Below are 26,401 nucleotides of genomic sequence, written 5' to 3'. Positions count from 1 at the left end.
AATACAGACCAGATCGGTACCCATGCCCCCGAATCGCCATCGTGCACTCGCGCCTGAAATCGCCGGCAAGCTTGGCCAGGTTTCCGACAGAGAACTCGCCAAGCTTTCCGGATTGAGTCCTTATTTCATCAAGCAAGCACGCTTAGCGAAATGCATAGAACCGCTCACCCGCGGTTACGATCTCCCTGACGGCCTGGTGCAGCAATTGGGCAAGGTTCCCGATGCCCAACTGACTGAGGAGTATGGTGTTCCAGGGCCTGTGCTTTTCCGGGCCCGTCAAAATCGATCAATACCCAGGTACAGAGTGCTTAAAAAGCCGGATAGCCCTGAATATGTGGCTTTTCCAGACGAAGCCCTCGCGCTGCTTGGTAAGGTCCCCGACGTAGAGCTTGCAAGCCAATACGGTCGATCCTTGCAGGAGGTTAAACAAGAACGTGGTATTCGTGGCTTAGATTCCTACACCAAGGGTCGCAACCTGCCAGAAGAGCTTGTTCAGCAGTTAGGATTGGTACCGGACTCTGTGCTTGTCCGTCGTTATTCGGTGGCGGCGACCACCATAAAACGAGCTCGCGATGCCCGCTCCATCGCACGCTTCAGGCCTTGTAAGTTGCCGAAGTCTGATCATTGGAGCGATTTAAACCAGCTAGATTCGGCGTACCTGCCCCCTGCTCAATCAACCGATGGGAAGCTTAACGGGGAAAAAAGGATTTGGTCGGAGGAAGAAGACTCCCTTCTTGGTACGGCAGCAGATAGCAAAGTAGCTGAGTTGCTGAAAATTGATTTTTGGTGCGTCTTTTATCGACGTAAAGCGATGAGTATTCCGCCGTTTGAATACGCCTACTCATAATTAAGCCCGGTCATTAGCCCTGACATGAGGTTAACTTGTTGAAATTAAACGCTTTTCCGCCAAAGCACATGTGCGGAAATTTAGGAGTGGGCGCCTGATAGAATAAACATTCTACCGGCCGCGTCCGTTCAGATTTGGAAACCAGTTTATGGCTCAGCTGATACATCAGGATAGCGCATTACTTACTCTAGCTCGAAAACTGGATAAATCTCCCCTTCCTACGTCTGATCGAGCATGTCTGATCACCCTTCCTGACGGCTCCACCCGCCTCGGCGTTACTCAGGTGGTCAACTTTGTTCATCACGGTGGAGAGTTCGCGGGGGCCTTGTTCGGCCGGGTTTCATTTCGGTTCGCCGGCGAGAACTCGGAACTTTCGAATGCCTTCTCCCCTACTCACGACGTTGCTTGGTTCATTGTGGACCACAAAAATGGATTAGTTCAGTTCGGCCCTCAAGATGGCTTGATCGTTCGTCATCCTGGGCTTGGCATCGGGTCGTACATTGTCGGCCAGTTGCTTCGCATTCTATCTGGCGGTACTGCTCACGGCTCTTACAAGGTTGTAACTACAGAATTGCCGCAGATCACGCTTGATGCCCTGCCCGCGGCCCTTAGAGCGGAGAATGAGCGGCGGATAGATAATGTTTTCGGGAACGCTGGTTTTTACCTTTCCAGTGCTGCGGGTGTAAGGGTAATTGGCGCGCGCAAGGTCGCTGAGCTGAAACCCCATTGGAACTGGGAGAAGGTGAAGTTTCTGAATCCAGGCCAATTGATTGACATCGCCGCCAATTCGATCAATCGCTGCAGTAGCGCCGAGAAAGCTAGTGAGGCTCTCAGCGTTCAGGTAGAAGCGATTAAAAATGAGCTTGCATCGGCTGCCGATAATCTGGAGGCGTCCAGGACTGAATTAGGGGCGCTTTCAGAAAGAAGGAACTCCGATCTGCTGCAAGCTGCAGAGCGTGAGGCTCAGCTTGTATCGGGGCTTGAAGATGCGGAAGCAGATCTGTTCAGAGTCACGGGGGAGATGGATGAGGCCAAAGCGGCTTACCTTCAGCTGCTTTCAGAACCCGCAAGAGCCACAGCCAGTGAGATTCGATCTGCTACTTACCCGTCTTCGCCGCATTTCATCATCGAGCTTGGGAGACAAACTCGAATTTTGGCCTGGGCACTTGTAGCCGGTTGTATTTTTCTAGGCGCTGCAGGCTTGGCAATCCAGGCATTTCGCTGAGTCCTGGCCATTTTGAATCATGCAGTTACCTTGCATGGAACACTTCTAAAACTTGGAATTACCGTGGCATTTGGATCTGGCTTGGCCTTGCTTGATGATATCGCGACGTTGCTAGACGACGTGGCGGCCCAAAGTAAAATCGCAACAACGAAAACGGCAGGCGTGCTTGGTGATGACCTGGCGCTGAATGCTCAGCAGGTTACCGGGGTGCGAGCCGAGCGCGAGATCCCGGTTGTACTGGCTGTCGCCAAAGGGTCACTACTCAATAAGGCAGCCTTGATCCCAATCGCGATGTTGATCAGTGCCTTTGCACCGTGGGCAATTACTCCTTTGCTCATGGTTGGCGGTGCTTACCTTTGCTTCGAGGGGGTTGAGAAAGTCCTTCATCGCTTCCTTCATCCTGAAGTTGACCAAGAGCGGGCCGAACGCGTAAAGGCGATCGCCGAGCCGAAGGTCGACATGGTTGAGTTTGAGCGAAAGAAAATCCGGGGGGCGGTGATAACCGACCTTGTGCTGAGCGGCGAGATTCTAGTGCTGGCGCTGGCTACCGTTGCAAGTGAACCACTGCTTGAGCAGTTCCTCACGCTGGTGGTCGTTTCTCTAATCATCACATTCGCGGTATACGGGTTTGTTGCGGGCATCGTTCGTATGGACGATGTTGGACTGCGATTGGTAACGAGCACGCGTACCATTGGCAATGCGTCAGGTCGGTTTCTTCTGTGGTTTGCACCCGTGCTGATGCGTGTATTGGCTGTCGTGGGGACAATTGCGATGTGGCTTGTCGGCAATCTACATGTACGCATATGGACTCTGGAGTCCATATGTAATAGTCTATGGACATGTGGACATAAAGGATGGCTCTGGTGGCGGATAAAACCTCAAAAAAACAGCCCTGTGCGAGGTATGATTCTTTAGCTCGGCGGATCTTGTTGCCCGAGTTCCGTTTCCAGCGAGTCCACTTTACAGGTCACGTCAACACACACCTGGCTCCTCCTTTACAAGAGTTCGCTGCAGATCCCCTTTCTTATCGAAATTTCCCAGTGATCATCCAAGGGAACGGCGAGCCTTGGGATATAGGTAATCTATATCTAGTTCATAAGCTACAAGCTGAGATTAACTACGAGTCCCGCACCTATAGAGGGATTGCAGACCATCTCCTCGATTATCTAAGGTTTTCCGAAAGTGAAGGCTTAGATATTTTTTATTTTCCAGTGAATGATCGGCTAAAAATTACATATCGCTATCGGCAGCGCCTAATAGATCGAGCCGTCTTGGGGGAAATTGGTTTAGGAACAGGCACGGCAAGAATAAACGCTGTAGTAAAATTTTACCGTGAAATCATGCGCTGTAGATTGGTTGATGAAAGCTTTTTAGGTGTTGAGCCTTTTAAAGATGTCTACAAGTATATATCGACACTGAATAACTATGGAATCGCGTCCGCAGTAAAGGTGCAGTCACATAACCTCGCAATAAAAAGTCGGGTGTCGTCTGAGCCGGATCGTATTTCTGATGGAGGTAAACTTCGTCCTCTAGATGTAGAAGATCAGGAAATTGTTCTAAGGTTTTTGCTTAGCTCGTCGCGTGAATATCAGTTGATGTTTTACTTTGCACTTTTTACAGGCGCGCGAATTCAAACCGTTTGCACATTGCGGATTAGTAGCTTGAGTGGGCCGCTGGATAAAGACGGGATGCTGCGTTTGAAAATCGGTATGGGCACTGGAGTCGATACTAAAAACGGTAAAAGAATGGTATTGCTCGTGCCTGGATGGCTAGTGAATGATTTAAAAATATATAGCAAGTGCGAAGATTCCCTAAAAAGGCAGTCCCGTTCATTTTACAGGGATGCAGGTGATAATTATCTGTTTCTCAGTAAGAACGGCAACCCGTACTATACTAGCAAGACTGAACTTCTCGATCGCCGGGAAGCACAGCGATACGGCTCAGGTGGGGGTGGGCATAATGCAGATCTCGCTCCCCTTCAAGATGGTGCAGCCATACGGCAGTTCATAACTGAAATTCTGCTTCCAAAAATATATCTTGAGCATGCCGATTTTCAAAAATTTACATTTCATGATTTGCGAGCATCTTTTGGTATCAACTTGCTTGAGTCTGAGTTGGATGCTAGGGGGGAGGGGCGCACTACTGAAGTCCTAGAGTATGTGCAGCAGCGCCTTGGCCATAGTGATAAAAAGACGACATTGCAGTATTTGAATTATAAATCGCGACTTAAGTGGCGTGCCTCCGTGCAAGGAAAATATGAGTCTCGGCTTTTTAAATATGTGAATACTTCAGCAGTATCAGTGATTGCGGCGGTTCCTAGTGATCTCTGAGTTTCAGGCCCGTGCGATCACGCAATTGGACGTTGGTGATTACAATGCGGAAGCCTTGCAACCGGAATCTGTTGTGTTGACGTCCAAGATTGGATTATACAGCGCGCACACGTATCGCTGGGATGTCGGCGCTTTCTGTTACACGTCGCGAGATTCAAGATCGCAGAGATGCGGCGGAGTTAAAGTTGATCCGGCATCTTTCGATGTGCGGCGTCGTGATTTTGTAAGGAAACTGATAGAGCGCTTTCGAAAAGGTAATCCCAATACTGTAGAAGGGAACTTCCGTGATGTTCGGCGCTTTATGAATTGGATGGATTCTAAATATGATGTTAGTCAGATTCACGATTGTACATTGCTAAAAGCTGCTTATCAAAACTACACATCCGATCTGCTGCGAGAAATGCACGTAAGCGGCATTGCCGGAGCACCTCTCAGTCAGGAAACTGCAAGGGGTTATCAGCGTGGGGCTCGGCTAACCCTCAGTGTTGCATTTGATTTAGATGATGTTCAGTTGAGGCGGTTAGCAGCCTTTATCGGTCGGCGTAAACTAAGTAGGGGCGATTTTTTCATCGGTACTTCGTCCGATGACAAAACGGTTACGTTTGCTGCACTTGTTAATTTTATTGATGAAGTTTATCGTATCATTGTTTTAGCTGGCGCGCTGCCGGTAAAGCTAGTTTCAGAAAAGGACAAAGATTATTACTATTACTCCTCGAGTCAAGCCGGGTTGTCATCAGAGGTGTCTGGGACTATTTATGATATTTTGAATGAGCTTTCAGAATTTCCCTCGCGCCGATCAGTTCTCCTACGTTTGAATACAGTTGATGAGTCAGTGCGTGAGCGCAACGCCTATTGGAATGCGAGGGCATCCTTTAAAAACTTTAGGTCTGACATTGGTTGCCCAGCAGCAAGGGCTCTGGCCAACAAGGCAATGGTTGCAGCATTAATATGTTTCGTATCGGCTTCGGGTCAGAATTTGAGTGTCTGTCGAGACTTAAAACTTACGACTGAGCAGGTAGTACCCTCGACGCAAGGACGACGTTTTTCTGGTACGAAAGGCCGAGCTGACGGTAAGGAAGTATATCCGGAGTTTGGGGTTGAGTTTGCCCCGATTTATAAAAAAATCCTATCTATTCGTCAGTTCATGGTTCAGCAACAAGAAACGGATTTGGTATTTCCGGTGTTCAGCAAGAAAGCTGAATTGGTAAATATTCAACATATCAATATCAACAGTTTGAAAAAGTTCTTTTCGCATTCGCTTCCAAATTTGAGCTGGGTAACTCCCAAAGAATGGCGTCAGAATGTTAGCTCTGAATATTTAAGGTTGAGCGGAGGAGACACTCACCTTGTAGCAGAAAAGCTAGGAAACACCGAAGGGGTAGTCCGAGCGCATTACGGCCGGCCTAGCTTCGAAGATTCTGCAGACCAGCTTAACTCTTTCTTTAATGCTCTACATCAGTCCGCGCTTATACGAACCCGTAGTCAAGCGAACATTCCAGTACAGTTAATCGATGACACGGTTTCTTCACATTCGGTACCGGCGGGCCAATGCGTAAATAGTGATGATAACGCTCCTGGCTTGGCTGATGGTTTTACTCCGCTCGCCCCATTGCCATCTTGCAAAGACCCTGAAACGTGCCTGTTTTGTGCTCATTATGGAGTGCATGCTGATGAGCATGATATTCGTAGGTTGTTGTCCTTGAAGTTTATTATTAACGAAACCAGGGCCCGGCGATCCTCAGAAAGTTTTAATAATCGTTTTGTTCCAATGTTACATCGGGTCGAAGAAGTCCTTGAGGCAATCGTGGGTAAAAATCCTACTATGGTAGAACTGATTGAAAATGTCTCCAAGGGAATTGGTCATGGAGATCTTGATTGTTTTTGGGGGATTCATTTTGATACCTTGGTATCAATAGGCGTGGTGTCATGAGCATTATAGAAGGACTCCAGTTGGCAGGGGTGAAAGCTATCTCTTTGCCCGATGTGTACCACGAAATTAGGCATTCTATTGTTGGTAATGAGTTTGTTGTATCTCGGAGCCTTAGCGGGGCTGTTGTCTCAAGATATGGTGATAAAGTTTGGGATGTGAAGGTATATTGTGCGGCAGGTAAAACGATTTACAATTTTGTCAATTGGCGCTCTGATATAGGTAGTGAGTTATTTGGTATAGTTGTAGATGAGATGAAGCAGGTGCAAATTGCTAGGATGAATTTGTACTCAAAGCCGCGTAAGGTAGGCTCTATTATGCTGACCCCGCTGAGGTTGCTGGCTAACTTGGCGATGGATAATAATCTCACGCTCCGACAGCTTCTAGGCTCATTAGATAATGTAAAACTACTTGGCGACGCGTTGTCTGCGAAGAGTAAAAGTTCTGTTGTGGCAGTGATCGAGCTTCTTAGCGAGCTATACGATTTAAGTTTAATGCACCCTGAAGCGCGTTTTCCTTACTCTCCCAAGGATTGTATTCAAGAGCTCAGGCAAATTTTTGGTTATCAGTATGGTCTGGCGGTTGAGCAGACAATGCTGATTCCTACAAGACGCTACGCATCCTTGATAGCTGGTCTTGATTGCGCGCTCGATGAGTTTAATGGAGTATCTGGCTCTCTATGTAAATTCTTTGAACAGAGAAAACATAATCCTATGTTTGGCTGCCAGGTCTCCAAGTATCGGAATAATGGCAGGGCGGTTGTATGGAGTGCAGCGTTGGAAGCAGTCGGTTTACATGACTACTTTTCAAAATATTCTATTGTGAATATGGTAGATCTTTATTCTCATTTGAATTTTATTCGTTATTATTCTAAGACTTGGATTCATTTATTTAGCGGTATGCGGTGCAATGAGGCTCGATGCTTGCCATTCAATACGCTTCAGAAGATTGAGGTCAATGGTGAGGAATTTATAGTGCTCCGAGGGTATACCTCAAAAATTGAAGGGCAAAATCAGACTCCCACGTTTTGGGTCAGTGCTCCGATTGTCGAGAAAGGAGTTACGGCTGCGCAGTCTCTTGCTAAGATTGCCGTGATAAGGAACGGGTGGGATGATTCAGAACCGTCAGCTTTTCCGTTATTTCCCGTTATATCCCAGCGTAAGGAAAATACTCAGTGCGTGCATTATGCGACTGCTCCTATCATGGCGACTCCATTAGTTCGCTTTACCTACAGGGCGCTGAAACGTATTGATGGACTTAATATAGTTGAGGAGGATTTAGCTGAACTTGATGAGTTCGACGGATTTCGAGATTGGAGAGGTAAATCTAATCTGAAGGTTGGTGCGCAGTGGCCTCTATGTACACACCAATGCCGTAGATCACTTGCTGTTTATTCCGCTCGTTCTGGCTTGGTCTCTCTGGGCGTCTTATCAATTCAGTATAAACACCTTACGGAAGTTATGACGTCGTACTATCGTGCTGATAGCGCTTTTGCGCAAAACTTTATAGTTTCTGATGATCAGAAGCTTTTTGTAAGTGAAATTGCGGCAGAGCAACGAATGTTTGGGTACGTTAAGTACAACCAAAACGTCATCAACTCTTCTGGACGTCTATGGGGTGGGGAGGGGAATAGAATACAGGTTTCACGAGATCGGGGTCGCCCATTGATCATTGCGACTGATAGAGAAGTGACTCTTAAAAAGTTTAAAAGTGGAGATATGGTTTATAAAGAGGGGCCTTTGGGTGGGTGCGTGAATCCTGAGCCATGTGAGAAGATTGGTTTTATGAATGTATTAGTGTGTACTGACTGTAATTACTCAATCCTTGATGGCGCCAGTGTTGTAAAAATTAAGCATGGACTTCGTAATCTTGAGCGAAGTATGTCTATGTTCGCGCCGGAAAGTCCGTTTTATAAACAGCTTTCTAATGAGGTTGATGCGATCACGCAACGCTTAACCAAAGTTGACGGGGTTTAAGAGGAGATACTATGAGTGCAGTTAACGATTATCTCACTGCTTTAGATCGGATGATAAATGGGTGCCCCGAAATTGTTCCTGTTGGATGTGCAATAAATAACGATACGGTTGCACTTGAGGCTGGCCGAAAGCGAGGTTCTATAAAGAAGAAGCGCTATCCAGACCTCTGCAGAGCGATTGATGAAGCCGCTGAAAGGCAGCAGCTGAAGGTTGCTGATTCCATAAGTTCGACTACTCTAGAGCATGTTAATTCGACAGACAAGGGCCTCCAGAAGGAGTACAAAGCGCTGGAGAAAGATTATAATGTTGCACTCCAGAAGAATATTTCCCTTGTGTACGAGGTGTTTGTGCTGAAGAAGAAAGTTGATGAGCTAGAGAAGAAAACCAATGTGTTAAATTTTCCTAAGCTTCGGTGAGGTAATATTAGTAGCGTGCAGGAGTAGTGTCGGATCGAATAGATTCTCTTTTAATCTAAATAATTCTCTTGAGATACCTATGCATTGTTGCCTCTGATAGTCCTAAATCTCTGGCAGTTTCATTACGGGTATACCCTATGCCCGAAGCCTTTTGGCAGTGCTTATCTTTACGTCAGTGCCCATGCCCAATGGGCGTCCAGGCGGTAGCTTTGATGCCGTGGCTGCCTAGCTAATATGATCGAATGCTCCAGCGAGCAGATACGCGATGCTCATCTGGTTGCCACCCTCGATCATTATTTTGGTGTGGTATGTGTTCTGGCGCTCGCGCATGGTTGTTTAGTTGCCCGGCTCCATATAAACGCTGACCAGGTAGTGAGAGAATTCCTCAGTCAGCCGGCGTCCGAAAACTCATTCGAGTGCGTAGTCCTAAATTAGAGCAATGCTCCGTATTGTCAAAAATGAGGCTGTTAAAACTTTTCCATTATAAATCTTCTGATTTCCGATCCGTTGACCAAAGCCTATTGATAGTCGTCCAGGCGTATCCGAGTTCGCGCGCAGCTTCAGCGCGACTATAGCCCTGTGCTTTCAATCGCTGAACCTTATCCCTCCTGTCCCGGGCTTCAGCCACCGATGGCGATTCGAGCTTCTGAGGTTCTGCAGGAAGAACGATATCCGCCAACCCCAGTGCCTCCATTTCAGCAATGGCTGAGAGCATCACCTCGCGAGGAGTCTGATGTTGACTGGCTGCGATGACCAAACCGAAGAAGGTTGCAGCATTCACGTGTAGGGCGTCAGCCAAGGCTTTCGTAGAGTCCACAGTGGCTGTGGTTTTCGAGGCTTCAAGCTTGCTGATGAACGACTGAGCAACCTCGCCGGCGATCGCGTGCTGGTGCAACCCTTTGGATCTACGTAGCAGCTGGAGCACGGCTGCGTAAGGGCGGCGCAGTGACATCTTGGCGTCTCTTCAAAAAGAGACGGTATGCCGCGTTTGCCAATCAACATACAAATATATATAGTGATTCATGTGTTGATTTTGCTGGTTTTGCGGCATATCTCAGGATGAAGACGGCGTTCGCGCTGTCAATTTATGCATAACTTTGACGGAGCGTGAGCCTTGTCCGGCCCAGTTCAGAGTGACCTTTTCTTGGGTGGCAGTGAGCCGTTACCAGGCTCAATAGCCTCGGTAGAAGAGATCATTGCAACGCTAGATCTGCGTGTACCACCCAAGGCCTATTGCCTAGTGGAGGAATGGACGATTTTCCGCGCCGATCTAACTCAAGATGAGCTCGTCCGTGTTCATGCTGCCAACCACGTTCCGCTCTTCCTGTTTGCCCACAAGGTAGTAAAAGACTCCAAGGCGAGATTTCATCCAGGCGATTGGGTGCGTTCTAGCATGTGTACCGCTTTCGACGACGGCGTCATGTTTGAGACCAAGAATACGATTTACGTTTTGATGGGGTCGGGGCATGAGCAAACTGCGAGTCTCAAGACCATTTTTTCCTTCTTCTAATTTCCGTTCTATATGAGCTCTGCAAAGCAAAGGACATCCCATGTTCAGAACACAAGACTCAGATCTAATCGGCGCGCCGGGGATCTTTGGTGAAGGCCTTGCGCATTGGCATAGCGTGTCACGGATTCTCAGAACTCACTGGTACCACCTCACTGTCCGCGTGAGCGAGCAGGGGCGAAGCACTGAACTTACTCACATGATTGAGGGAGAGCACAGGTTGCAGAACATGCTCGTGACCCAGAGCGATGAACAAGAGCTAGTCGACGTCCAAGTTATGACTCCGGCATGGATGAACAGAAGGGTCGGATGGGATATGGAGCGCGTAACAAAAGTAACTATCGGCAACGACAGTGATTTTGAGGTTTGCCTGATTGAGGTCGAGGGAGGCGCTGTCTATCACAGCTCGCACCGCCCAGGCTTTCAAATTGACTCGCTGACAGACCTTCGCCCAATCTTCCTCTCAAGCATGATTCGATCAGTCTGAAAATTACCAAGATTTCTGCACGATACCAGCGCGTCTGGTTGCGTGCGCAATTCTTGATAATGCCCTACGAACCACAACAGGAGCGCAATCATGCTCGACACGTTAGACGTCAATTTTCATGGGAAACGCCATACTGATTTCGATCTCACACGAATTATTAAGGCTGAGGCCCAAGGCTTCGATTTACCGGTAACGGCCTATCTGTGTGGAGTTTCAATTAAGGCACGTGCAGGCATCGGTGTGGTCTTCGGCCACAAGCGTAAAGACCAATATGGTCGGTTTGGTGATGGTCATCTGATCAGGACTTCTGATGTGTTGAAAGTCGAGCGCGAAGGGCGCTTCTGGGTGATGACGACGGAGAATAGCCGTTATGTCTTGGCAACTTTCCAGCGCGAGAACGGGCGCGCTAGCTTGCGTTATTTCTTGCGTATTGCTCAGGGGCAGTACCATCCGACCCCTCCCATTTTGCAGTGATGGTTCTGCGAGGCTTTGACGGTTCTACGGCTTGTCATAAGTCCTGATCGAGGTGGGGTGATGCTCCTGAAGAAAGGCGAGGTTGTTTCCATTGCTTCCGGAATTTTTGAGTCGTACAGCCGGGAAGGGCCGTTTGTAGCCACTCAGGATTTCGACCTTAGCGCATTCGTTGCCAAGACCGTATCTGCTGTTACTGAAACTTGGGAAGTCACTGGAGTGCTTTGGGAGGTTCCTCGGGTGCTTGTTGAGCAAGGTCTCCTTGTCGAGCTACCTTGTCGGAGAATTCACTTGGGGTCATTAGGTGAAGTTGAACTGACGGGAGGAGAAGAACGACTTTTGATTGTGCGTTGCTGATAAGTCCTCGATCGCTACAAATGAATGCGACTCTGAGCGTTGAATCGCTTGCTGAGAGTTCTTGGCGTGCCCCTTCGGGGACGGCTGTCATATACCAAGCCCCTGCGTGGCTTGGCCCTAGCGGGCTTCCATCCTCACGTCTACGGCCGAGCGGCCTGCGCGCTCCGCTTGCCCGAGACATGAGGGTGTAGCTAGCCATATCGGCTCTTGATCTTCCTTAGATATGGCAGCCGAGAGCAAGGGCGTCACTTGATGCCGAGTGCAGGCTTAGGTGCTCTGCTGACGCGCCCTTGTTTTGTCCCCGTAGTGACCATGCCGCCATTTGGCCCTAGCCCGCAGCAAAGGGGAGCTGCTGGCTTCTGACGGAGGCTGACTTGCCATTTCGGATTGCACGAGAAGGTAGACCCTGTCCCTGCAGCAGAGACAGGGGCGGCACATTTCACGCTTATCGAACCTTGCACACCAGCTTGGTCGGGTCTGAGAAATCACAATCCTTGTGATCAATGACAAATCCCATCTCTACACCAGTGATGCTAATCGTGTGCTCGTTAGGTCGTGCTGCGTCTTTCACGCCCCACATGAAAACCCCCGCCGTAATTATTATTCCCGCCAAGGTGACGAAACCCAGGGCCTTGTTTTTGAGCCTCATGCCAGCGGCACCCGCGATTATCGCTATCACGGCCGATGCAAGGGACACAGCTAGGGCAGTGTTACTGATGCTAAACCGAAGGGAAACTACCAGCCCTCCAGCCAACGCCGCACACAGAACTGCTACGATCCAGCCCCAATTACGCTCCCCCCACATTTCGAATTTGCTTTTTGATTTGATGCTTCGCGCCGTGAAATTCTTCAACTTTTTGTCTCCAACATAATCGATAAGTCAAGCAAAATGCACGGGCTAGAGCCTCCGCGTCCAAGTGTGTTAACGGCAGGGGGCGAAATATCTTTGAGACATTTCTGCGCTGATCGATTTAAAGCGGCGCCAGTGATCCCCGCAATGTGAAGCGCCAGATACGCGCAGGGTAGGGAGGCCCTCACAAGCGCCGAGACCTCTTAGTTATTGTACCAAGGGCAGAAGTGATGGGGATGGTGTCGATATAACCCTGCTAACAGGTTTGATTTTCAGAGTTAAAGAGGACATTGATGAAAGCTACACTCAAAGCCCATTTGCAGTCGTGGGTGGGCCGGCTCGAAGCACAGCAGGATAAGGGACGTGACCGTCATTCGGATTTCGACCCCTATTCGGATTACGACTTTTTCTTGGAGTACAAGGTGCTGGGGATAGCGACGTTCCTGAAGCAGATAGCCTACCAAGAAGACGATCTCGATCTGCTTGCGTTCGCGTCGAAAGCCGAGATGCAAGTCGAGAGCATGATTAGCGCTAATGAAGCAGTAGAGGAGGAGGCTGACCGCGAGCATGAAGAGCAGCAGCAACAAAGCTATGAGCACGATGAGCGCATCAGGAAGGCGTGTGCCTACCATTTCTACACTGCCCCCGCGTTTTCGGTAGATACGTCGCAATACGACCTGATGGTTCAGGATGCGGCAGCTAGATTTACTGATCCCTACAAGCTCTCTAGCTTGAGAAGGTATCTGGAGAGCGACCAGGTGCTTAGCAGAGTGTACGAGAAGGTGAAGTCCCGCCTAAGACGCACGTTTGACCGAGTGGGTGACTCTCCAACCCTGGAAGAGATAGAACAGGCCTTTGACGCTGAACTGTTGAATATCTATCGGCTGGCCGATGCCCGCGTCAAACGGACGATTGCTCAGTACGCCCCTTAATACGACCCGGGCGGATTGGTTGATCGAGATAACGCGGGCCTTGTGGTGGGCTTGGCGGGGACTCTTGCCACCGCCAAGCGCCAGTCAGCGACCGAGTAACACAGCATCCACAGGAGACGTGCGCGCCTTGGGCGACGAGCAGTCTTAGAATCTGGTTTTCATCGTTCATTTAAGGTCTTGTCCGGCATCACCCCCTCCGATACGATCGTCCTCGGCTCTCCGCCGAAGCTCTGGTCGGCTTGAAAAAGAGAACGTCCTTCCCGCCTCAATATTCTGCTATCGGCATCCGGATTTCCCGGTTATTCGCTAACGACAAAACGCCCAGCACAGCGACACATTCCGGAATTTTCAGATGACAGACTTCGTCAAGACAGCTGCATTTGCAGCCAAAACATCCCTCGCTGCGAAAGGCATCAAAGTCCAGCACGGTATCGCGCTGGAGGTCGTCGCTGCGTTTCTCGGCTACAAAACCTACGCCGCGTTTGTGGTTGAAGAGCGTAGTGAGGATCTGAAACATCATCTGGCTGATGCTGAGGTTATCGTCCTCGATTATCAAGGCGGTGTATCTCGGCTGGCTGAGCTCGAGGTATTGCAGGCCTTCATTGTTCAGGATGTCATCGATGCTATCGCCAACTGTCGCGATGGTGTGTTTTCAGATCTGCCCGAATTTCTCGATGATTACGTTCAACACGAGCTTCGGGATGTCATTCTTTCGGATGAGGGTGTAATCGCTGCGGCAGGAACTGAGCCATTTTCGGTCGAGCTGGAGGAGGGAGATCGTTCAGCGAGCCGCTTTGGGGTGCTTCTGATACTTGGGAAGTATCTGGTTTTGGCACAGTCCATGGAGTGGATGATCGTGCTGATCCCGACGATGAGAATCTTGAGGCGGCGGACGCTATCCGTTGTTTTGGCTGGGTCAAGTTTTCCAAGGCGGGGCGGGCTGGCCTCAAGTTCCAGCGGAGCGGCGGTGAATCTCTCTAGAGTACGGATGCACTGACGGCCCGAGCGACGAGCAAGGGTGGTTTACCAAGCTCGGGTCACGCATGGCTGAGACGGTACGGGATGGGCGTGTGGCCTCCGACGTCTCAAACCAATCTCAAGCCACCGGGTGTGTCGACGTCGGCGGCTGCATCCTTTTCTCGCCTCGCTTCACCCATGGGCATCAGCAAATTCACCGCTCCTTGGCGGGTGATTACTTCACAGATTTGTAGAGTCGTGATTTGGCTTTCCAGTATCCCTTGGAATCGGTGGTACATCGCATCCGCAGCGTCCAGTTTCAGCCAGTTCGCAAGATTCGTTCGAAACGTTCAATTTCGCTTGCTCGTAAAGGGTGTGGCGGTTTTTTTGCTGCCATGCATGTGAGCCTACTGATTAAAGGCAATACCCATGGGGAGATGACTTGCCTCAACGACTACTGCTCGCGCTCTCGTTTCACTCTGGTAGATGCGACGCTTACGCTTCGTACTGTTTAGAGAAATGCCCTTTCAACCAAGGACGTCATGCTGAGCGCTGCGGTGCCCTCTACGAAAAACTCCTTACTGCTAATCGCAAAGCGTGCTGGGTTGATGTGTACGATCTTCGCACCATTCGCTAAAGCGGCGAATGGCAATTCTGCGGCAGGATAAACGATCCCAGATGTACCTATCGAGATGAACATATCGCAGTCTTTTGCGGCCGCCAATCCAGTAGCCCAAGCGTCGTCTGGAAGCATTTCGCCAAACCAGACAACACCTGGTCTCACATACCCGTTACACCTCGCGCATCGCGGTGGCTCGATGCAAATCCCGGCGTCTGGTAGTGGTGCAGATGGCAATAGCGCCTCGTATGCGGCGCTGCAGTCGATGCATCGGGGCGAATGCAGACTTCCATGGAGATGAGCCACTGCGGCACTTCCTGCTCGCTCGTGGAGGTCGTCCACGTTCTGAGTGATGACCGTCAATTTGGGCACGTGGTTGGCGAGCTGTGCGATCGCATAGTGTGCCCCGTTAGGTTGCGCCTGGATGACTTTGCGTTTGCGCCATTCGTACCAGCCCCAGCACAAACCGGGGTCTGCGCGAAATGCTTCGGCTGTCGCGAGCTTCGATGCATCGAAGTTTTCCCAAAGGCCAGTTAGGGCATCTCTGAAGGTCGGAATACCACTTTCCGCTGATGCGCCGGCGCCTGTAAAAACCACGACATGTTTGGCCACCCGAAGGTGCTTTGCAATTGTGGTAATGGGCATCGTTGCTTTCCTCAAATTATTTTTCCCGAGGCCCGTTTTTTTTGCGAGGGCGTCATACGTTGTCTGGACATTGGACGTGCCGCTCTACGGACGGCTGTCGTAAACCGAGCCACGACGTGTCTCGGCCCGGTGGCTTCCATCCTCACGCCTACGGCCGATGGCCTGCGCAGGGTCTCAGATTCGTAGCAGATCAATGTACGATTATAGCCTGTAGAGCCTTTCTAAAAGAGCTTGTTTGCGGGCAATTTCAGGGGCTGAGGATTATCCCGAGAGGTATTTTCTCCGCTTCATAGCGAGTATCTAAGTCGCACAACGCCGGCGTTCATTACCGTTGCGCACATGGCACGGCTGGCACACTGCCTGGAGAGTTGCAGCTTGATGTGCGTCATTGAGGAGCTGCAAAGCAGAATGGCCTGGCGGTAACGAGAAAGGCTCTTTTTCCAGCCAGTCAAATCGGGAAAATATCTCCTCAACCTGAGACGCGCTGAGCGCCTGAATGATCTGTGTGATCATTACGTTAAACTCTGGAGACACATGGTCGACTTCAGTTGATGGTTCTTCTCCGCAGCGTTCGCACATTAGATGCGCTGCTCTGTATCTCGAAACTATAGGGTGCGCTGCATCTCGGAGTGCGCGATCCAACCAAGCCATTTCGTCACGAGGGTTGATGCACTGCGTCCATGAGACTCCGTGCCAGCCATGACCCGGAAAGTAGCCTTGGAAATCGTAAACTGCTCTTGGGCGGTGAAGCTTTCGGAAGCGAGTAGGGCGCAGATCTTGCGCTGCACAGTGGTAGTGCTTCTGATGTATTAGGTCGGCAATGATGAAAGACTCAAACTCTTGTCCGAAATCGACCTCTGCGATCTCTCTCTGGATCATCTCTTTCAGTTGCGTCTTCGTCATTCCCTGGAAGAATTCTTTGCCTCGGCTCATCTTGATCCCTTGAGTACGTTTTTTTGATCGGCACTGCGAATAGCAAGTTACCAGCCGAGCCGTCTGGTGGCGCTGTAGTAATCGGCGTCAGCTCCATCGTTACTTCAGTCGCTGAAGTGCAATTCTGTCTGCAGAGATGGGCTGGCAGCCGTCCTTCTCGGCTGTGTTCGAGCTATCGCCCTCGGCGCTTTTGTAACCGTTTCCAAATCAATTTCGAGGTCTTTGAGTACACCTGAATGTTGCAGGTCGAGCAGCTCGGTTTCCAATCGATCCAGCAGGTCGCGGAGCGGTGCAATACTGGATGCTATCCCGATAGGCATAGGTCGGTGTTCGAGCAGTACATCAAGACCTCGAATTTGTCGGACGGAGAGTATCTTTTCTGTGCTGCTAATGCCTCTGTGCGTCCACTATCGTCTGATGCGCTGAGAAAGATCTGTGTCTTGTGGGCTCGCAAAGCGAATATTGATGCGGGCCCGCTCACACCTCATAGCGTACGCAAGACCACTGATGATTATGCTGACTTGATGCGCAAAATCAGCGAGAGGATGGGGCACCACTCAGCAAACATGTCATTGGCATACGCAGTCGGATTGCCGACAAACAGTAGCACTGATGACTAGGCCCAAACTCGGAAATGATACAGAGCTTGATTCGCGAGATGGTTGGCGGTTTTCCTGCCCCATAGGTCGACGGCGATCTGGAGTATTCCCGCTTTGGGCCAGCCCCCCATCGGGGTGCGGCTGTCGTAAACCAAACCCTGGCTTCGCCAGGTTTTGACCCTGCGGGCTTCCATCCTCAGGCCTTTGGCCCGCAGGGCCGCCGCGCTCCGCTTGCGGTCATGCCTATGAGCATCAAGCGTTAGTCATCATCGTCATCTTGATTACTTTGGTGTGCCGTACATCCACAGTCCTCAATGGCTCCGCCGTAGTAGTTGTCTTCGCCATCCTCCACCTCCCACATACTGGTGGTGCAATAACAATGTTGGCACTGATAGTGATACGTTGACATATAGATTGATTCCTAGCAGGCAATGGCTGAGTCAGTCGTTGTTGTGCGAGTAGTCGTCGAAATAATCCTCTTCATAGTAAGGATCGTACTGGGCGAATACCGCTGATACGGATTGCGCATCACGCTGACTCAACCCAAGTCTCGAGTTCAACGCTATTTTCTGCTTGGCTGCGGAATCATAGTTGTCATAAGCGTATTGGGTTGCTTGCCCATCACGACTGCCTTCCTGAATGAACATCAGCCTGTAAATGTGCCGCTCGTTTGGAAGCTCGGTGCAGTAGTAGCAGTGCCTTTTTGGTAAAACCTGACCGGTCAGCTCACGCAAAAATGAGCTTGTAACGCACTCATTGTTGGAAGTCGTGGATTGCTCATGCAGAGAGTAGAAGGCGAGGGTTTCCGGCTCACCTGGATAGCCTGCGCGAAGCAGGTAACGTTGACTTAGCCACCGAAGCCAAATGGTGATATCTCCGTCCGCTATCGTGACCTTCACAGGCGGAAGCGCTGTGGAATGCTTTCTTCGTATGGGGAGGTTGAAAGCTGGCCAGTCTTCGATAGATTCGGCTGGGTCTGGCAACGAAAACTTTGAAGTCGCTCCTGAAAACCGATGCTCTCCACCGCTGGCAATCCTTTGAGCTAGTTTTTCGGCGACTTGCACCATGTTCCAGGCGTTGCTGCGATCATGGATCAAGTGATGGGAAGTCGCACACCCCGGCGCGCTAACAACGGCAAAACCCAGACCAGAGTCTCCCCAGTTTTCAATGGCCGAATCGGGTAATTTCGGTGCTTTGGCGCTCATCACGTTCCAGTCACGGAACCCACAGGCACGCGATATAGCGGTCAGCCATTTCCCGAGCGGAACGGTATCGAAGATTTGTGCGTGAGATTGTTTTACGTAGTGTGCTAATTCTTTGGCTTCGGCAACACTTAGAGCAGGCATACCTTTCTCCATGATGAGCACATGTAAGAACGGGGCCTCCCCTTGCCATTCAGTGCTCAGTCAGGAGCGTAGCAAAGAATTTTTCACCAGAGATTTACCGTGCCCAAGAGGGGCGGGAGGGGATGGTTCTCTGAACCGTGTCTGGATGTTATCCATCATTGATTGCTTCCGCAATGTAAGATTTGAAGTGGTTAAATCGTGGCGAGCCTTCGAATGGCTAATGGGCTGCGCGGCTCAGACCAGTTCAACATGCATCACTAGGATTTTGCTGGAGGTCTAGGCCGCGTGAGCGATGATGAATTGCCGCAACTCAAGGAGTTAGTTTGTGACTATCAGCCGCCTCGCTGAGCGCTTGCGTAACGCTCAGCATGTCGTCGCCTTCACTGGGGCGGGTGCTTCAGCGGAAAGCGGCATTCCTAACATTCAGGGACGCTCTTACAGGACTCTGGGAGCGGTTTGATCCTGCACAGCTTGCTACCAGAGAAGCATTCCGGGCTGACCCATCACTGTGTTGGGGATGGTATGAGTGGCGCCGGCTGAAAGTTCTAAAAGCGCAGCCAAATGGAGCCCATCTCGCTATCGCCGAACTGGCCAGGCATGTGCCCAAGCTGACCGAGGTGACACAAAATGTTGATGAGTTGCATGAGCGAGCGGGCAACCAGGATGTGATCCATCTGCATGGCAGCCTACACTCGCCTCGGTGTATCGATTGTGGGGTTGCTTATGCGTTGCCCCTCACGTCCGAAGCTCTGCCTGAGGGTGGGAGTCGAATTGATCCGCCACGATGCACTGCATGTGATGGGTATGTTCGACCTGGAGTCGTTTGGTTTGGTGAGATGCTGCCCGAGGACGCTTGAAGTGCAGGGCTCGCCGCTGCTCAAGAGTGCGATATGTTCCTGTCGATTGGAACGTCTGGAGTCGTGTATCCGGCTGCTGAGCTTCCGCTACGAGCGTTGGGGCGTGGGGCGACTGTTGCTCACATCAATCCTGTGCGGTTTGATGTCAGCAGCCAAGAGCACTTTCTCAAAGGTGCTGCCTTAGAATTGATCCAAAGCCTACTTCGCGAGCCCCTCGACGACCTTCACGCTTTGTAGTCTGAAAACCTGAACGTTGAAAAAGGAATTTTCTTAACCACGTATATCTCCAACCCATCCCGTGGGTATATCCATCCTGAATCATCACTGTTGCAAGACCAAGAGGTCTCCAGCGGCCCAGCAACTACGACTAGCCTGCTGGCCAAATCGGTGACCTGAGAAGAGTTCTGTGCAGAACCGTATTGCTCAAAAAGATTACCGCTTCCCGTGAGCTCGCTACCCCCCTTTGAAGCTTTGAATCGCCAACGGTAAGAAGCTTCACAACGATCTTTAAAGGACATTTCCAACACAGCCATGCCCATTGAGCTCTTCATAATCAGCAGCTCTCCGTTTTGAATCGCCAAAGCTCCTGACGGTGATGTTTTACCAGTTGATCCGTTTCCTGTTGGACTATCAACTGCTACAGGTTGCTTTTCAGAGGGCGCTGAGACAGTTAGCTGGTTACGGAGCCATGAAAAAGTGCCCGTAACCAAGTTTGGCTTTTCTATAGCCAAATAACCTGCCCCGACCAGAATCACACCCAGACCAATTTTCCAGTTCTTGCAGAACAATTTAAAAAGGTCTGAAATTTCGCGCGCTGTGCGGTTTACGTAGGACTCAGGGTTTTTGTCAGACATCGGCAGCTCCATGCATTTATGCGTAGCATTTTGCCATGACTACGAAGTTTTTTCATTCACAAGATGATGCCTGATGAGGTGAGCGAAACACCCTGTGGGAAGGACGTGAGGGCACGACCCTGGAACCCTCCAGCACATAGCAGAAGTCTATCCTTACGGTACACGGGAGTCGAAGCCAGTGAGCGGAGGCCCCGATCCTTGGGGCTAAGAATGATTAAAGCTGGAATTTGATCACCACATCAATGCCGTTAACCAGCAACACGCACAAAACATCAGGCTTGTATTTGCTGGGAACATCTTTGAAGAGAGGTTTGATCTCTTTCGAGATGCTAGTTTTTGCGAGCCCAACTTTGTCATAGGAACCGTACAGATCCATGCTTCCGGTCAGTGTAGTTTCGACACCGGCATGTGTGCTCCAATCCTCTTTGACTGTTGGAATTTGATTGCGGACATGATCTGCCCATTGTTTCGCTTCATCAGCTTCATATGACAGTGTTTCTTTTCGATGAACAGTGTAGCTAAGCATGAAGGTATTAGAGGCCACAGCATAAATCCTTATAAAAGATTAGACATTTATTCTTACGAGTCGGTTTTCATGACGTATCAGCTCCCCAAGCCCAACTTAACCAACTAAGATGAACATCTCTGAAGTCAGTCGCTGCGCCTGAAAAGCAGCTTGCACTTTATGGTAGAGGTCGTCCCTAACTGATCAAATCGAATGTGCAGTAGAGCAACTAGCTCACGTTGCAAACTCCCTGAAGAGCCTTACATCAATGAACAGGAGCCAGCCCGAGTAGAGCCGGCTACCTCAAGAGTCAGACCCAGGGGGCTTTAGACTTAACCTACTGGGTATGGCACGCCGAAGAACACGTTTTGCAACCGTTCGATTGCCGGTAGGTGTTGCGAGCCTCGCGTACAGCAGTCGCACAGGTGGTGTGGTAGCCAAGATCAAGACGGTTGTGGACTGCCGGCGAATACATGCACGTACTGGTATGTACCTCGTGATCACCATTGGTCTGTGCGTTGCGGTTGACGAAATACTGAGCCATTTTTACTCACCCCGCTCTTTGTTCGATTGGGCGAGCACCGAGGCTGCTAAGGTCTTGGTGGTGGCGTTGTACTTGTTGCTGTCGAGGACATGACTGGCTTTAGTCTCCATATCGGCACCGGTTTGCTTGCCGGTCGAAGCTTGAGCCATGGCCGACCCTGCCAATTCCTTCTGGATGGCCGAGGAGCTATCACTACGCAGGATTTTGGAGGCCAAGCTGGCCACGGGAGACGAAGTTTGTTTAGGCTTTTTCGGCACGATTAGGTGCTCCTGTATGAATAAAAAATCGAGTAGGCAGGAGCAACCCTTGAGCGGAAAACCGAGCTGAATGGTTGACATCCAAATTCGGTTTTTCTCTAATGCGCGTCCCACCAGTGTCCGCATTGGTTCAGGGATTGGCGGGTATGTGTGCTCGGCGTCCAAACTTTGCACGCATATCCGCTGTGTTCACTGAAACCTCAGCCTCTCGCAAAAAACACAACATGTAGTGCTGTCTTCGAGATGACCTACAAGATAATGGGGTCAAAATGACATTGCAAGGCAATAACCCTGTGGATAACTTGTGCGCAAATCAGTGGTTGGATCTATTATGTCCCTGTATGTATGCCCAGCCCTTCTAAATCGCGGGGTAAGACGTTTCGCCATTGAAATATTTTGAAACATACTCCTTTCGCATGCCCCTGCTTCCTCTAGAACAGCCACCCTCTGCTGTTAAAAATGACAATCCGGTGGCGTCATTTCTTCGCTAGATATGGTTTGGTTTTTCCGTCAGGTGCTGCTCCTTAACTCTTTCCACGGTCAGTAGATGACGCTAAAAACCGCCACTGAAAGCATTCAGGGCGGCGTATTGCGGGGCTATCTCCTCTGACCTATGATCACGCTAGGCGGTGATGGTCGCCTGCAGTCCGTCGCTGAGCGTAACGCTCCCAAAAGGGGTCATTAAGCCTAAAAATGATGGTTAATGTGCCGTATTGGGGACATTAAATTTGCATCTAAAAGCAACCAACCACTAGGTCTCGGCTTTAGGGTGGCAGTTAACTTTCTGAGTCGGTAGGCTCATGACGAGCCCAGCGCAACGTAGCTATCGACATGAATTGCCTAATAGCCAACGCACCACGTTCATTTCTGGCTTTCGACCCAGGCACGGTCAGCGCTGCCTCTACCTTGGCACGACTTGCTTCGTACATTGCAAATGCGTTGAACTCTGAATCAAGCAGCACCAAGAGCACACTATCGAAGGGTTGCCGTAGATCAATTGCGCCCATACGGCCCGTAATCTTTAGCGGGTTCAGGATACAGCGGCCCTTTATCTGGATTCTCGCGACGCCATCTTCCAGCGTCTCTGTAGCGTCGTAACCTGCCTGCCTTGCAGGATGTAATAACAGGCCGAGTCTAGTAGCTGCTTCGTACTCTGCGACCTCGCCTGTCACGCCCAGCGGTTTGCCGGTCAAGCGATAGAATCTACGCGCAAGCACCTTGGCTTCTTTCAAGATCTCTAGGATTTCATCCTGGATCAATGCAGCCTGCTGAGGTTCGTTGCTATGACAGAGTTCAGTCATCTGCAAACGCCTCGAGCGCCGCGAGCAGCTTGGCTAGCTCAGTCAGATTGGCTGCAGTCACGATGTCATATTTTCCTCGACTACTCAGCCTATACACTTCTCGAGCCTTTTTGACCCGCTCCAGTAGTGGAACAACAATGCCTGACGCTTTTTCAAGAAACTCATTGATGTCCGCACGCGTCTGGGGAATTTTGTAGCCCTTCGCCGCACTTGTAATGATCACGTCGGAATCGCGCAGCTTGGCAATGCCGCTGGAGCGGATTCTCTGGTCGTTGACGTCACCGAAGCCGCTATCTTTTAGGTGGGCGACTATTTCTGCGGTTGGCACGTAGTCTTTGGTGACGAATTCGCTTTGGAATCTCAAGAACCGCAAGATGCTTAGCTGCAGGCGCTCATCCTCATCAGGGTGCTCATCAACGCGTTCGCTAAAAAGGTTTGCCTGGCGGACAGCTTCTTGGTGTACCTGGTAGTCTGCATACCCAGATTCATCCGTCGGGGGCGGCAGTAGAGGCTGGTATTTGGAAGGCCACTCAAGCATTCCAAGAGTCAGGCTGCGAAGGATTTTCTTGTAGGCAAGAACTGCTTCTTCCGAAGCTTTCTCTTCGTAGATCTGAGCGACTGAACCAGCGAAGAAATCTGCAACCTGAACCAAAACGTTGTCCTTACTGGCCATCGTCTGGAAGGCATCCTTATCGCCAAATAGGTCGTCCACGAATCGTTCTGCAACGTAGCTTTTGAGGCTCTCCTGAAATTCCTGGCCACCATGCTCGTCTACGATCATCTGGAGGTCAGGGTATGCGCGGAACAAACGTTCATAGAGCAACCCGTTCACGTATTTTATGAACGAGGTCTTGATACGGAGGCCGCCGTCTTTGTGAATTCGGGACTTATCAACGACGGTGAAATAGAGCTTGAATGGCAGCTCAGCTAGCTCGTTGAGGATTCGGGCACGGCGATTTGAATCTTTGGGTTTCAGATTGCTGGATTTGATCTCGCCAGTTTGAAAATGACGCATGCGGAGTGCTTCAGCTTGGGCATAAGCAGCTTCCAGGTCTTTCTCTGCCACCAGAATGGAGCACACGATGAAGAAGCCCGAGCTTCCTCCCTTTGACGTATCAAGGTCGGAATTCCCGGACTCATCCACGAAGGCATATGTTCTGTCCATGAGCTTGTTCCATCAACAACGTGCTGAGCGCAGTGGGTCGCCCAATGGCAACGTGGCGAATTTAGTTCGTCGCAGTGGTAGTGCCTGGAGCGGGGCCTTCGCTGAACGTGTAGTTGATGACCACATCATTTCGGATCAAGACGTCGAGAGTTTTCTGAGTGCCCGTGGTCGTCACCTTCATGGTGACCACGTAGCTCTGGGCATGGGCTGAGCCATTGGTGTAGGTGTAGATCCACTTTTCGTCGGTCTCGCTGACAGCACTCTTGGCGTAGGGCTCACCAAACAGGGACTTCAACTCAGTAGTCGTCGTTTTGCCTTTGGTGATGCTCGCTACACTGGCCGACGGAAAGTCTCGTCCTGCGGTGTAGTGGGACGTAGCGCAACCGCCAAGTGCGACACAGATTCCCATTACTGCGATGAGCTTTTTCATATCCTTCCTTGATCGTAGAAAGCTCCAAATCTAGCTGGCATCGAGGCTAAAAGCCATCGTCTCCTTGATCGCCTGTGCTCGCTCTCGCCGACAGGGCACCACACACATAAATAAATGCACTCGAGGCCGGGCAGACCATAAAAACTCCGAACCATTGAACTCTAAATCGTGGGAGCAAGGGTGCCTTCATGTAAGAACGATACTTTCGGTTAGCAACCGGCTGGTTTTCGTTTATGAGCATGTCTGCGACGGCTATATACGGCCAAAAGCGGTCACTTAGCTTCTTCGCGAAACAGGAGCAGTTCAACCGTATTGAAAAATACTGTACGCACTCAACCAGGAGGGTATCTTGATGAGCCAGTGTAATTCAACTCTCAGGCAGTGCCGCAATGATGCTATTCAATATGTCGTTGTAGCGATCATAGAAAGGGCACTGATCGTCAGATAAAGCGAAATTACAGACTATGCATTCACACCCAACAAGCTTCAATGACAAAAGCTACCATTAAAGTAGCTTCTGCCAGCGACAAGCTATTTTTTTGTAGACTTGCTAGGCTTCAAGTCAGGATTGTTACTTGGCGTATCTTTATTGTCACGACGACGCTTATCAACTTCGCCGGTTGATTTGGCAATCGGTTTTGGGCCTGGTTTAAGCGCCATAAAATCTCTCCTTGATGTTAATTTTATTTTAGTTGCTGCGGCATCATCCTATTGGTACGGACGGATACTTTCAATAGGCAAGAGATACTTGATTTTAAGTATGTGAAAACTCGAATTAGCTTTGGCTCATCTACTGGAGTCTACCGACAGGTAACGTGTTGATCTTACGTTCATTGGCGACATCTTGCAGGTAGCACTGCACCTCCAGAATCATTCGAGCATCGCCAGACCGAACCTGTCTGCTACCTAGCCTTTACCGTCCACAACTGATCAACCTTCGTCGTATAGCTCTGACTCATCAACTCGCGGCGCATTGCCCAACCAGGCGCCGCAGGAACACTGGCTAAACGGACAACTCCCTTACCCCAACGGCTGTTGATCTCGTCCAGAACGCTCATGACCTTGTCCGCCATCGCAGGCTGCGAGTGCGCGAATAGGTCATCTGTGAATTCTCCTCGCGGTCGAAGATCCATCAGCAAAACCTCTGCTTTGCTGTACTTGAAGCCTGGTCGGAAGAGGCGATTGACCGCTTCGGTTGCAGCCTTGGTCATGAGTCGCACATCGTTTTTCGGGTAATGTAGGGGGCATGTGGTGGGATTATTCGCCCCAAAGACTTGGACGCCATTGGCGTAGCCTGGCATAAATTAAGGACAAAATATGTTCAGCAAATCTCAGATCATTACCATCCCAGTCCTGATCTCATCGGTACTTTTACTCACCGGCTGCCCGCCATCAGCGTCGTTCACCCAGTGGAAACGCGCTTCGACCACTGTTGAGGGTGTCAAAGCCGCAATGACAGAGTGTGGCGACCCGGTAGGTAGTTCGATAACCCACTTGCCAATAAACGAGCAAGTGCTGCAATTCCAGTGTATGCAGCGTCTTGGCTTTATTCGCAAGGACGGCTTTGAATACTGTGAAATAATGAAGAATATGCCAGCCTGCGTCGAAGAAAGGCAGGGGCGTCCTCTCAGTTTGTCGCAGCTCGAAGCGTTGCCGTTTGTAGAAGATGAAGCATTTCACCCAATCAAGCCTAATTCTGGTCGGGATGAACGTATGCAGGTCTCATGGCGTAAAGCGGGAGCATCACGTCATTTCGAATTCGAGGTAGCCAATGATAGTGAAGCCCTGCCGGTGATGTATGCGTGCGGCTATGCGAAACCACTTGGGTCGAATCTGGACGTCGCTAGCATAGGGCGCACTGCAGAAGTGCAGCGTTGCATGATTGATCACGGCTTTGAGCCCAAAAATAAAATTATGGTGGTTTGCCAGACTTACCCACAAGTGACGGGCTGTTCGTCGACAACGCCGTAGAGTTGATTCAGATAGAGAGCAGAGTGAAGAGGGGGCTTGTTCGTGAGAGATAAATATCTTCCTAAGTGAACGACGTGATAACTCATTAGCCCA

At 50.3% G+C, this 26,401-nt stretch carries 26 protein-coding genes and 2 pseudogenes; 15 read left to right on the top strand and 13 right to left on the bottom strand.

What is annotated here, in order from left to right; genetic code table 11:
• Positions 1-22: 22 nt before the first annotated feature.
• The 7 genes from P5706_RS34750 (at position 23) to P5706_RS34720 (ending at position 8,721) form a co-directional block, all read left to right on the top strand.
• Positions 23-847, top strand: a complete 825-nt coding sequence (locus P5706_RS34750; RefSeq protein ID WP_078465778.1) for a hypothetical protein — start codon at positions 23-25, stop codon at positions 845-847.
• 148 nt (positions 848-995) lie between these two features.
• A complete protein-coding gene (locus P5706_RS34745) occupies positions 996-2,072 on the top strand; it encodes a hypothetical protein (protein WP_078465777.1) in 1,077 nt (358 codons plus the stop codon).
• A gap of 63 nt (positions 2,073-2,135) precedes the next feature.
• On the top strand, positions 2,136-2,987 hold the full coding sequence (locus P5706_RS34740; RefSeq protein ID WP_285685615.1) for a DUF808 domain-containing protein: 852 nt from the start codon (positions 2,136-2,138) through the stop codon (positions 2,985-2,987).
• Positions 2,936-4,402: a tyrosine-type recombinase/integrase gene (locus tag P5706_RS34735; RefSeq protein WP_285685244.1), complete on the top strand. Its 1,467-nt coding sequence runs from the start codon at positions 2,936-2,938 to the stop codon at positions 4,400-4,402. Before P5706_RS34740 ends, P5706_RS34735 begins: the two co-directional genes overlap by 52 nt.
• Complete coding sequence (locus tag P5706_RS34730) at positions 4,392-6,332, top strand: hypothetical protein (RefSeq protein ID WP_285685242.1); 1,941 nt, start codon at positions 4,392-4,394, stop codon at positions 6,330-6,332. The genes P5706_RS34735 and P5706_RS34730 overlap by 11 nt, the downstream gene beginning before the upstream one ends.
• A complete protein-coding gene (locus P5706_RS34725) occupies positions 6,329-8,305 on the top strand; it encodes a hypothetical protein (protein ID WP_285685239.1) in 1,977 nt (658 codons plus the stop codon). Before P5706_RS34730 ends, P5706_RS34725 begins: the two co-directional genes overlap by 4 nt.
• Positions 8,306-8,316: 11 nt before the next feature.
• Positions 8,317-8,721: a hypothetical protein gene (locus tag P5706_RS34720; protein ID WP_285685238.1), complete on the top strand. Its 405-nt coding sequence runs from the start codon at positions 8,317-8,319 to the stop codon at positions 8,719-8,721.
• Between the two features lie 481 nt (positions 8,722-9,202).
• Here the strand turns inward: P5706_RS34720 and P5706_RS34715 are convergent, their stop codons facing one another.
• On the bottom strand, positions 9,203-9,673 hold the full coding sequence (locus tag P5706_RS34715) for a helix-turn-helix domain-containing protein (RefSeq protein WP_285685235.1): 471 nt from the start codon (positions 9,671-9,673) through the stop codon (positions 9,203-9,205).
• A gap of 162 nt (positions 9,674-9,835) precedes the next feature.
• Here P5706_RS34715 and P5706_RS34710 point away from each other — a divergent pair, with 162 nt between their 5' ends.
• The 4 genes from P5706_RS34710 to P5706_RS34695 all read left to right on the top strand — a co-directional run bounded on the left by P5706_RS34710 (position 9,836) and on the right by P5706_RS34695 (position 11,543).
• Complete coding sequence (locus P5706_RS34710) at positions 9,836-10,231, top strand: DUF6957 family protein (protein ID WP_285685233.1); 396 nt, start codon at positions 9,836-9,838, stop codon at positions 10,229-10,231.
• A gap of 40 nt (positions 10,232-10,271) precedes the next feature.
• Complete coding sequence (locus P5706_RS34705; RefSeq protein ID WP_285685231.1) at positions 10,272-10,715, top strand: hypothetical protein; 444 nt, start codon at positions 10,272-10,274, stop codon at positions 10,713-10,715.
• A 90-nt stretch (positions 10,716-10,805) separates the two neighbouring features.
• Positions 10,806-11,189, top strand: a complete 384-nt coding sequence (locus tag P5706_RS34700) for a hypothetical protein (protein ID WP_285685228.1) — start codon at positions 10,806-10,808, stop codon at positions 11,187-11,189.
• Between the two features lie 60 nt (positions 11,190-11,249).
• Complete coding sequence (locus P5706_RS34695) at positions 11,250-11,543, top strand: hypothetical protein (protein ID WP_285685226.1); 294 nt, start codon at positions 11,250-11,252, stop codon at positions 11,541-11,543.
• A 445-nt stretch (positions 11,544-11,988) separates the two neighbouring features.
• Here P5706_RS34695 and P5706_RS34690 read toward each other — a convergent pair whose 3' ends face one another.
• Positions 11,989-12,396 carry a hypothetical protein gene (locus P5706_RS34690; RefSeq protein WP_285685224.1) on the bottom strand — a complete coding sequence of 136 codons (408 nt, stop codon included), beginning with the start codon at positions 12,394-12,396 and terminating at the stop codon, positions 11,989-11,991.
• Between the two features lie 290 nt (positions 12,397-12,686).
• Between P5706_RS34690 and P5706_RS34685 the strand changes: the two genes are divergently transcribed.
• Both P5706_RS34685 and P5706_RS34680 read left to right on the top strand, forming a co-directional pair.
• Positions 12,687-13,325 (top strand): hypothetical protein, encoded by a 639-nt coding sequence (locus tag P5706_RS34685; RefSeq protein WP_285685222.1) that lies wholly within the window; start codon positions 12,687-12,689, stop codon positions 13,323-13,325.
• 352 nt (positions 13,326-13,677) lie between these two features.
• Positions 13,678-14,322: a hypothetical protein gene (locus P5706_RS34680; RefSeq protein ID WP_285685220.1), complete on the top strand. Its 645-nt coding sequence runs from the start codon at positions 13,678-13,680 to the stop codon at positions 14,320-14,322.
• Positions 14,323-14,793: 471 nt separating this feature from the next.
• Here the strand turns inward: P5706_RS34680 and P5706_RS34675 are convergent, their stop codons facing one another.
• The 3 genes from P5706_RS34675 to P5706_RS34665 all read right to left on the bottom strand — a co-directional run bounded on the left by P5706_RS34675 (position 14,794) and on the right by P5706_RS34665 (position 18,424).
• Positions 14,794-15,546 (bottom strand): SIR2 family NAD-dependent protein deacylase, encoded by a 753-nt coding sequence (locus P5706_RS34675; RefSeq protein ID WP_285685218.1) that lies wholly within the window; start codon positions 15,544-15,546, stop codon positions 14,794-14,796.
• Between the two features lie 300 nt (positions 15,547-15,846).
• Positions 15,847-16,479 (bottom strand): hypothetical protein, encoded by a 633-nt coding sequence (locus tag P5706_RS34670; RefSeq protein ID WP_285685216.1) that lies wholly within the window; start codon positions 16,477-16,479, stop codon positions 15,847-15,849.
• Positions 16,480-17,518: 1,039 nt separating this feature from the next.
• Entirely contained in the window at positions 17,519-18,424 is a 906-nt protein-coding gene (locus tag P5706_RS34665) for a hypothetical protein (RefSeq protein ID WP_285685214.1), read from the bottom strand.
• A gap of 325 nt (positions 18,425-18,749) precedes the next feature.
• Here P5706_RS34665 and P5706_RS34660 point away from each other — a divergent pair.
• Positions 18,750-19,518, top strand: a pseudogene (locus tag P5706_RS34660) (SIR2 family NAD-dependent protein deacylase).
• On the opposite strand, the gene P5706_RS34655 reads toward P5706_RS34660, so the two are convergent.
• From P5706_RS34655 to P5706_RS34620, 8 genes and pseudogenes are all read right to left on the bottom strand, one after another.
• Positions 19,506-20,135: a hypothetical protein gene (locus P5706_RS34655; RefSeq protein WP_285685212.1), complete on the bottom strand. Its 630-nt coding sequence runs from the start codon at positions 20,133-20,135 to the stop codon at positions 19,506-19,508. The pseudogene P5706_RS34660 and the gene P5706_RS34655 sit on opposite strands and share 13 nt — an antisense overlap.
• A gap of 214 nt (positions 20,136-20,349) precedes the next feature.
• Positions 20,350-20,679, bottom strand: coding sequence for a hypothetical protein (locus P5706_RS34650; RefSeq protein WP_285685211.1), 330 nt, complete (start codon positions 20,677-20,679; stop codon positions 20,350-20,352).
• 507 nt (positions 20,680-21,186) lie between these two features.
• Positions 21,187-21,441 carry a hypothetical protein gene (locus tag P5706_RS34645; protein WP_285685614.1) on the bottom strand — a complete coding sequence of 85 codons (255 nt, stop codon included), beginning with the start codon at positions 21,439-21,441 and terminating at the stop codon, positions 21,187-21,189.
• 776 nt (positions 21,442-22,217) lie between these two features.
• Positions 22,218-22,742 (bottom strand): hypothetical protein, encoded by a 525-nt coding sequence (locus P5706_RS34640; protein ID WP_285685209.1) that lies wholly within the window; start codon positions 22,740-22,742, stop codon positions 22,218-22,220.
• Entirely contained in the window at positions 22,735-23,907 is a 1,173-nt protein-coding gene (locus tag P5706_RS34635) for a DUF3800 domain-containing protein (protein WP_285685207.1), read from the bottom strand. Before P5706_RS34635 ends, P5706_RS34640 begins: the two co-directional genes overlap by 8 nt.
• A gap of 61 nt (positions 23,908-23,968) precedes the next feature.
• Entirely contained in the window at positions 23,969-24,337 is a 369-nt protein-coding gene (locus tag P5706_RS34630) for a hypothetical protein (protein WP_038443869.1), read from the bottom strand.
• A 531-nt stretch (positions 24,338-24,868) separates the two neighbouring features.
• The gene (locus P5706_RS34625) at positions 24,869-24,997 is read right to left on the bottom strand and encodes a hypothetical protein (protein WP_256588646.1); all 129 of its coding nucleotides are present in this window, start codon (positions 24,995-24,997) and stop codon (positions 24,869-24,871) included.
• A gap of 242 nt (positions 24,998-25,239) precedes the next feature.
• A pseudogene (locus P5706_RS34620) lies at positions 25,240-25,629 on the bottom strand (DUF4113 domain-containing protein); the annotation flags it as partial.
• A 25-nt stretch (positions 25,630-25,654) separates the two neighbouring features.
• Here P5706_RS34620 and P5706_RS34615 point away from each other — a divergent pair.
• The gene (locus P5706_RS34615; RefSeq protein WP_098949351.1) at positions 25,655-26,308 is read left to right on the top strand and encodes a hypothetical protein; all 654 of its coding nucleotides are present in this window, start codon (positions 25,655-25,657) and stop codon (positions 26,306-26,308) included.
• Positions 26,309-26,401 lie beyond the last annotated feature (93 nt).

It is taken from the genome of Pseudomonas sp. ChxA, assembly GCF_030263855.1.
GTDB lineage: Bacteria > Pseudomonadota > Gammaproteobacteria > Pseudomonadales > Pseudomonadaceae > Aquipseudomonas > Aquipseudomonas fluorescens_CB.
Note: the sequence above shows the minus strand (reverse complement) of the source record. Positions and strands in the feature narration are given on the sequence as shown.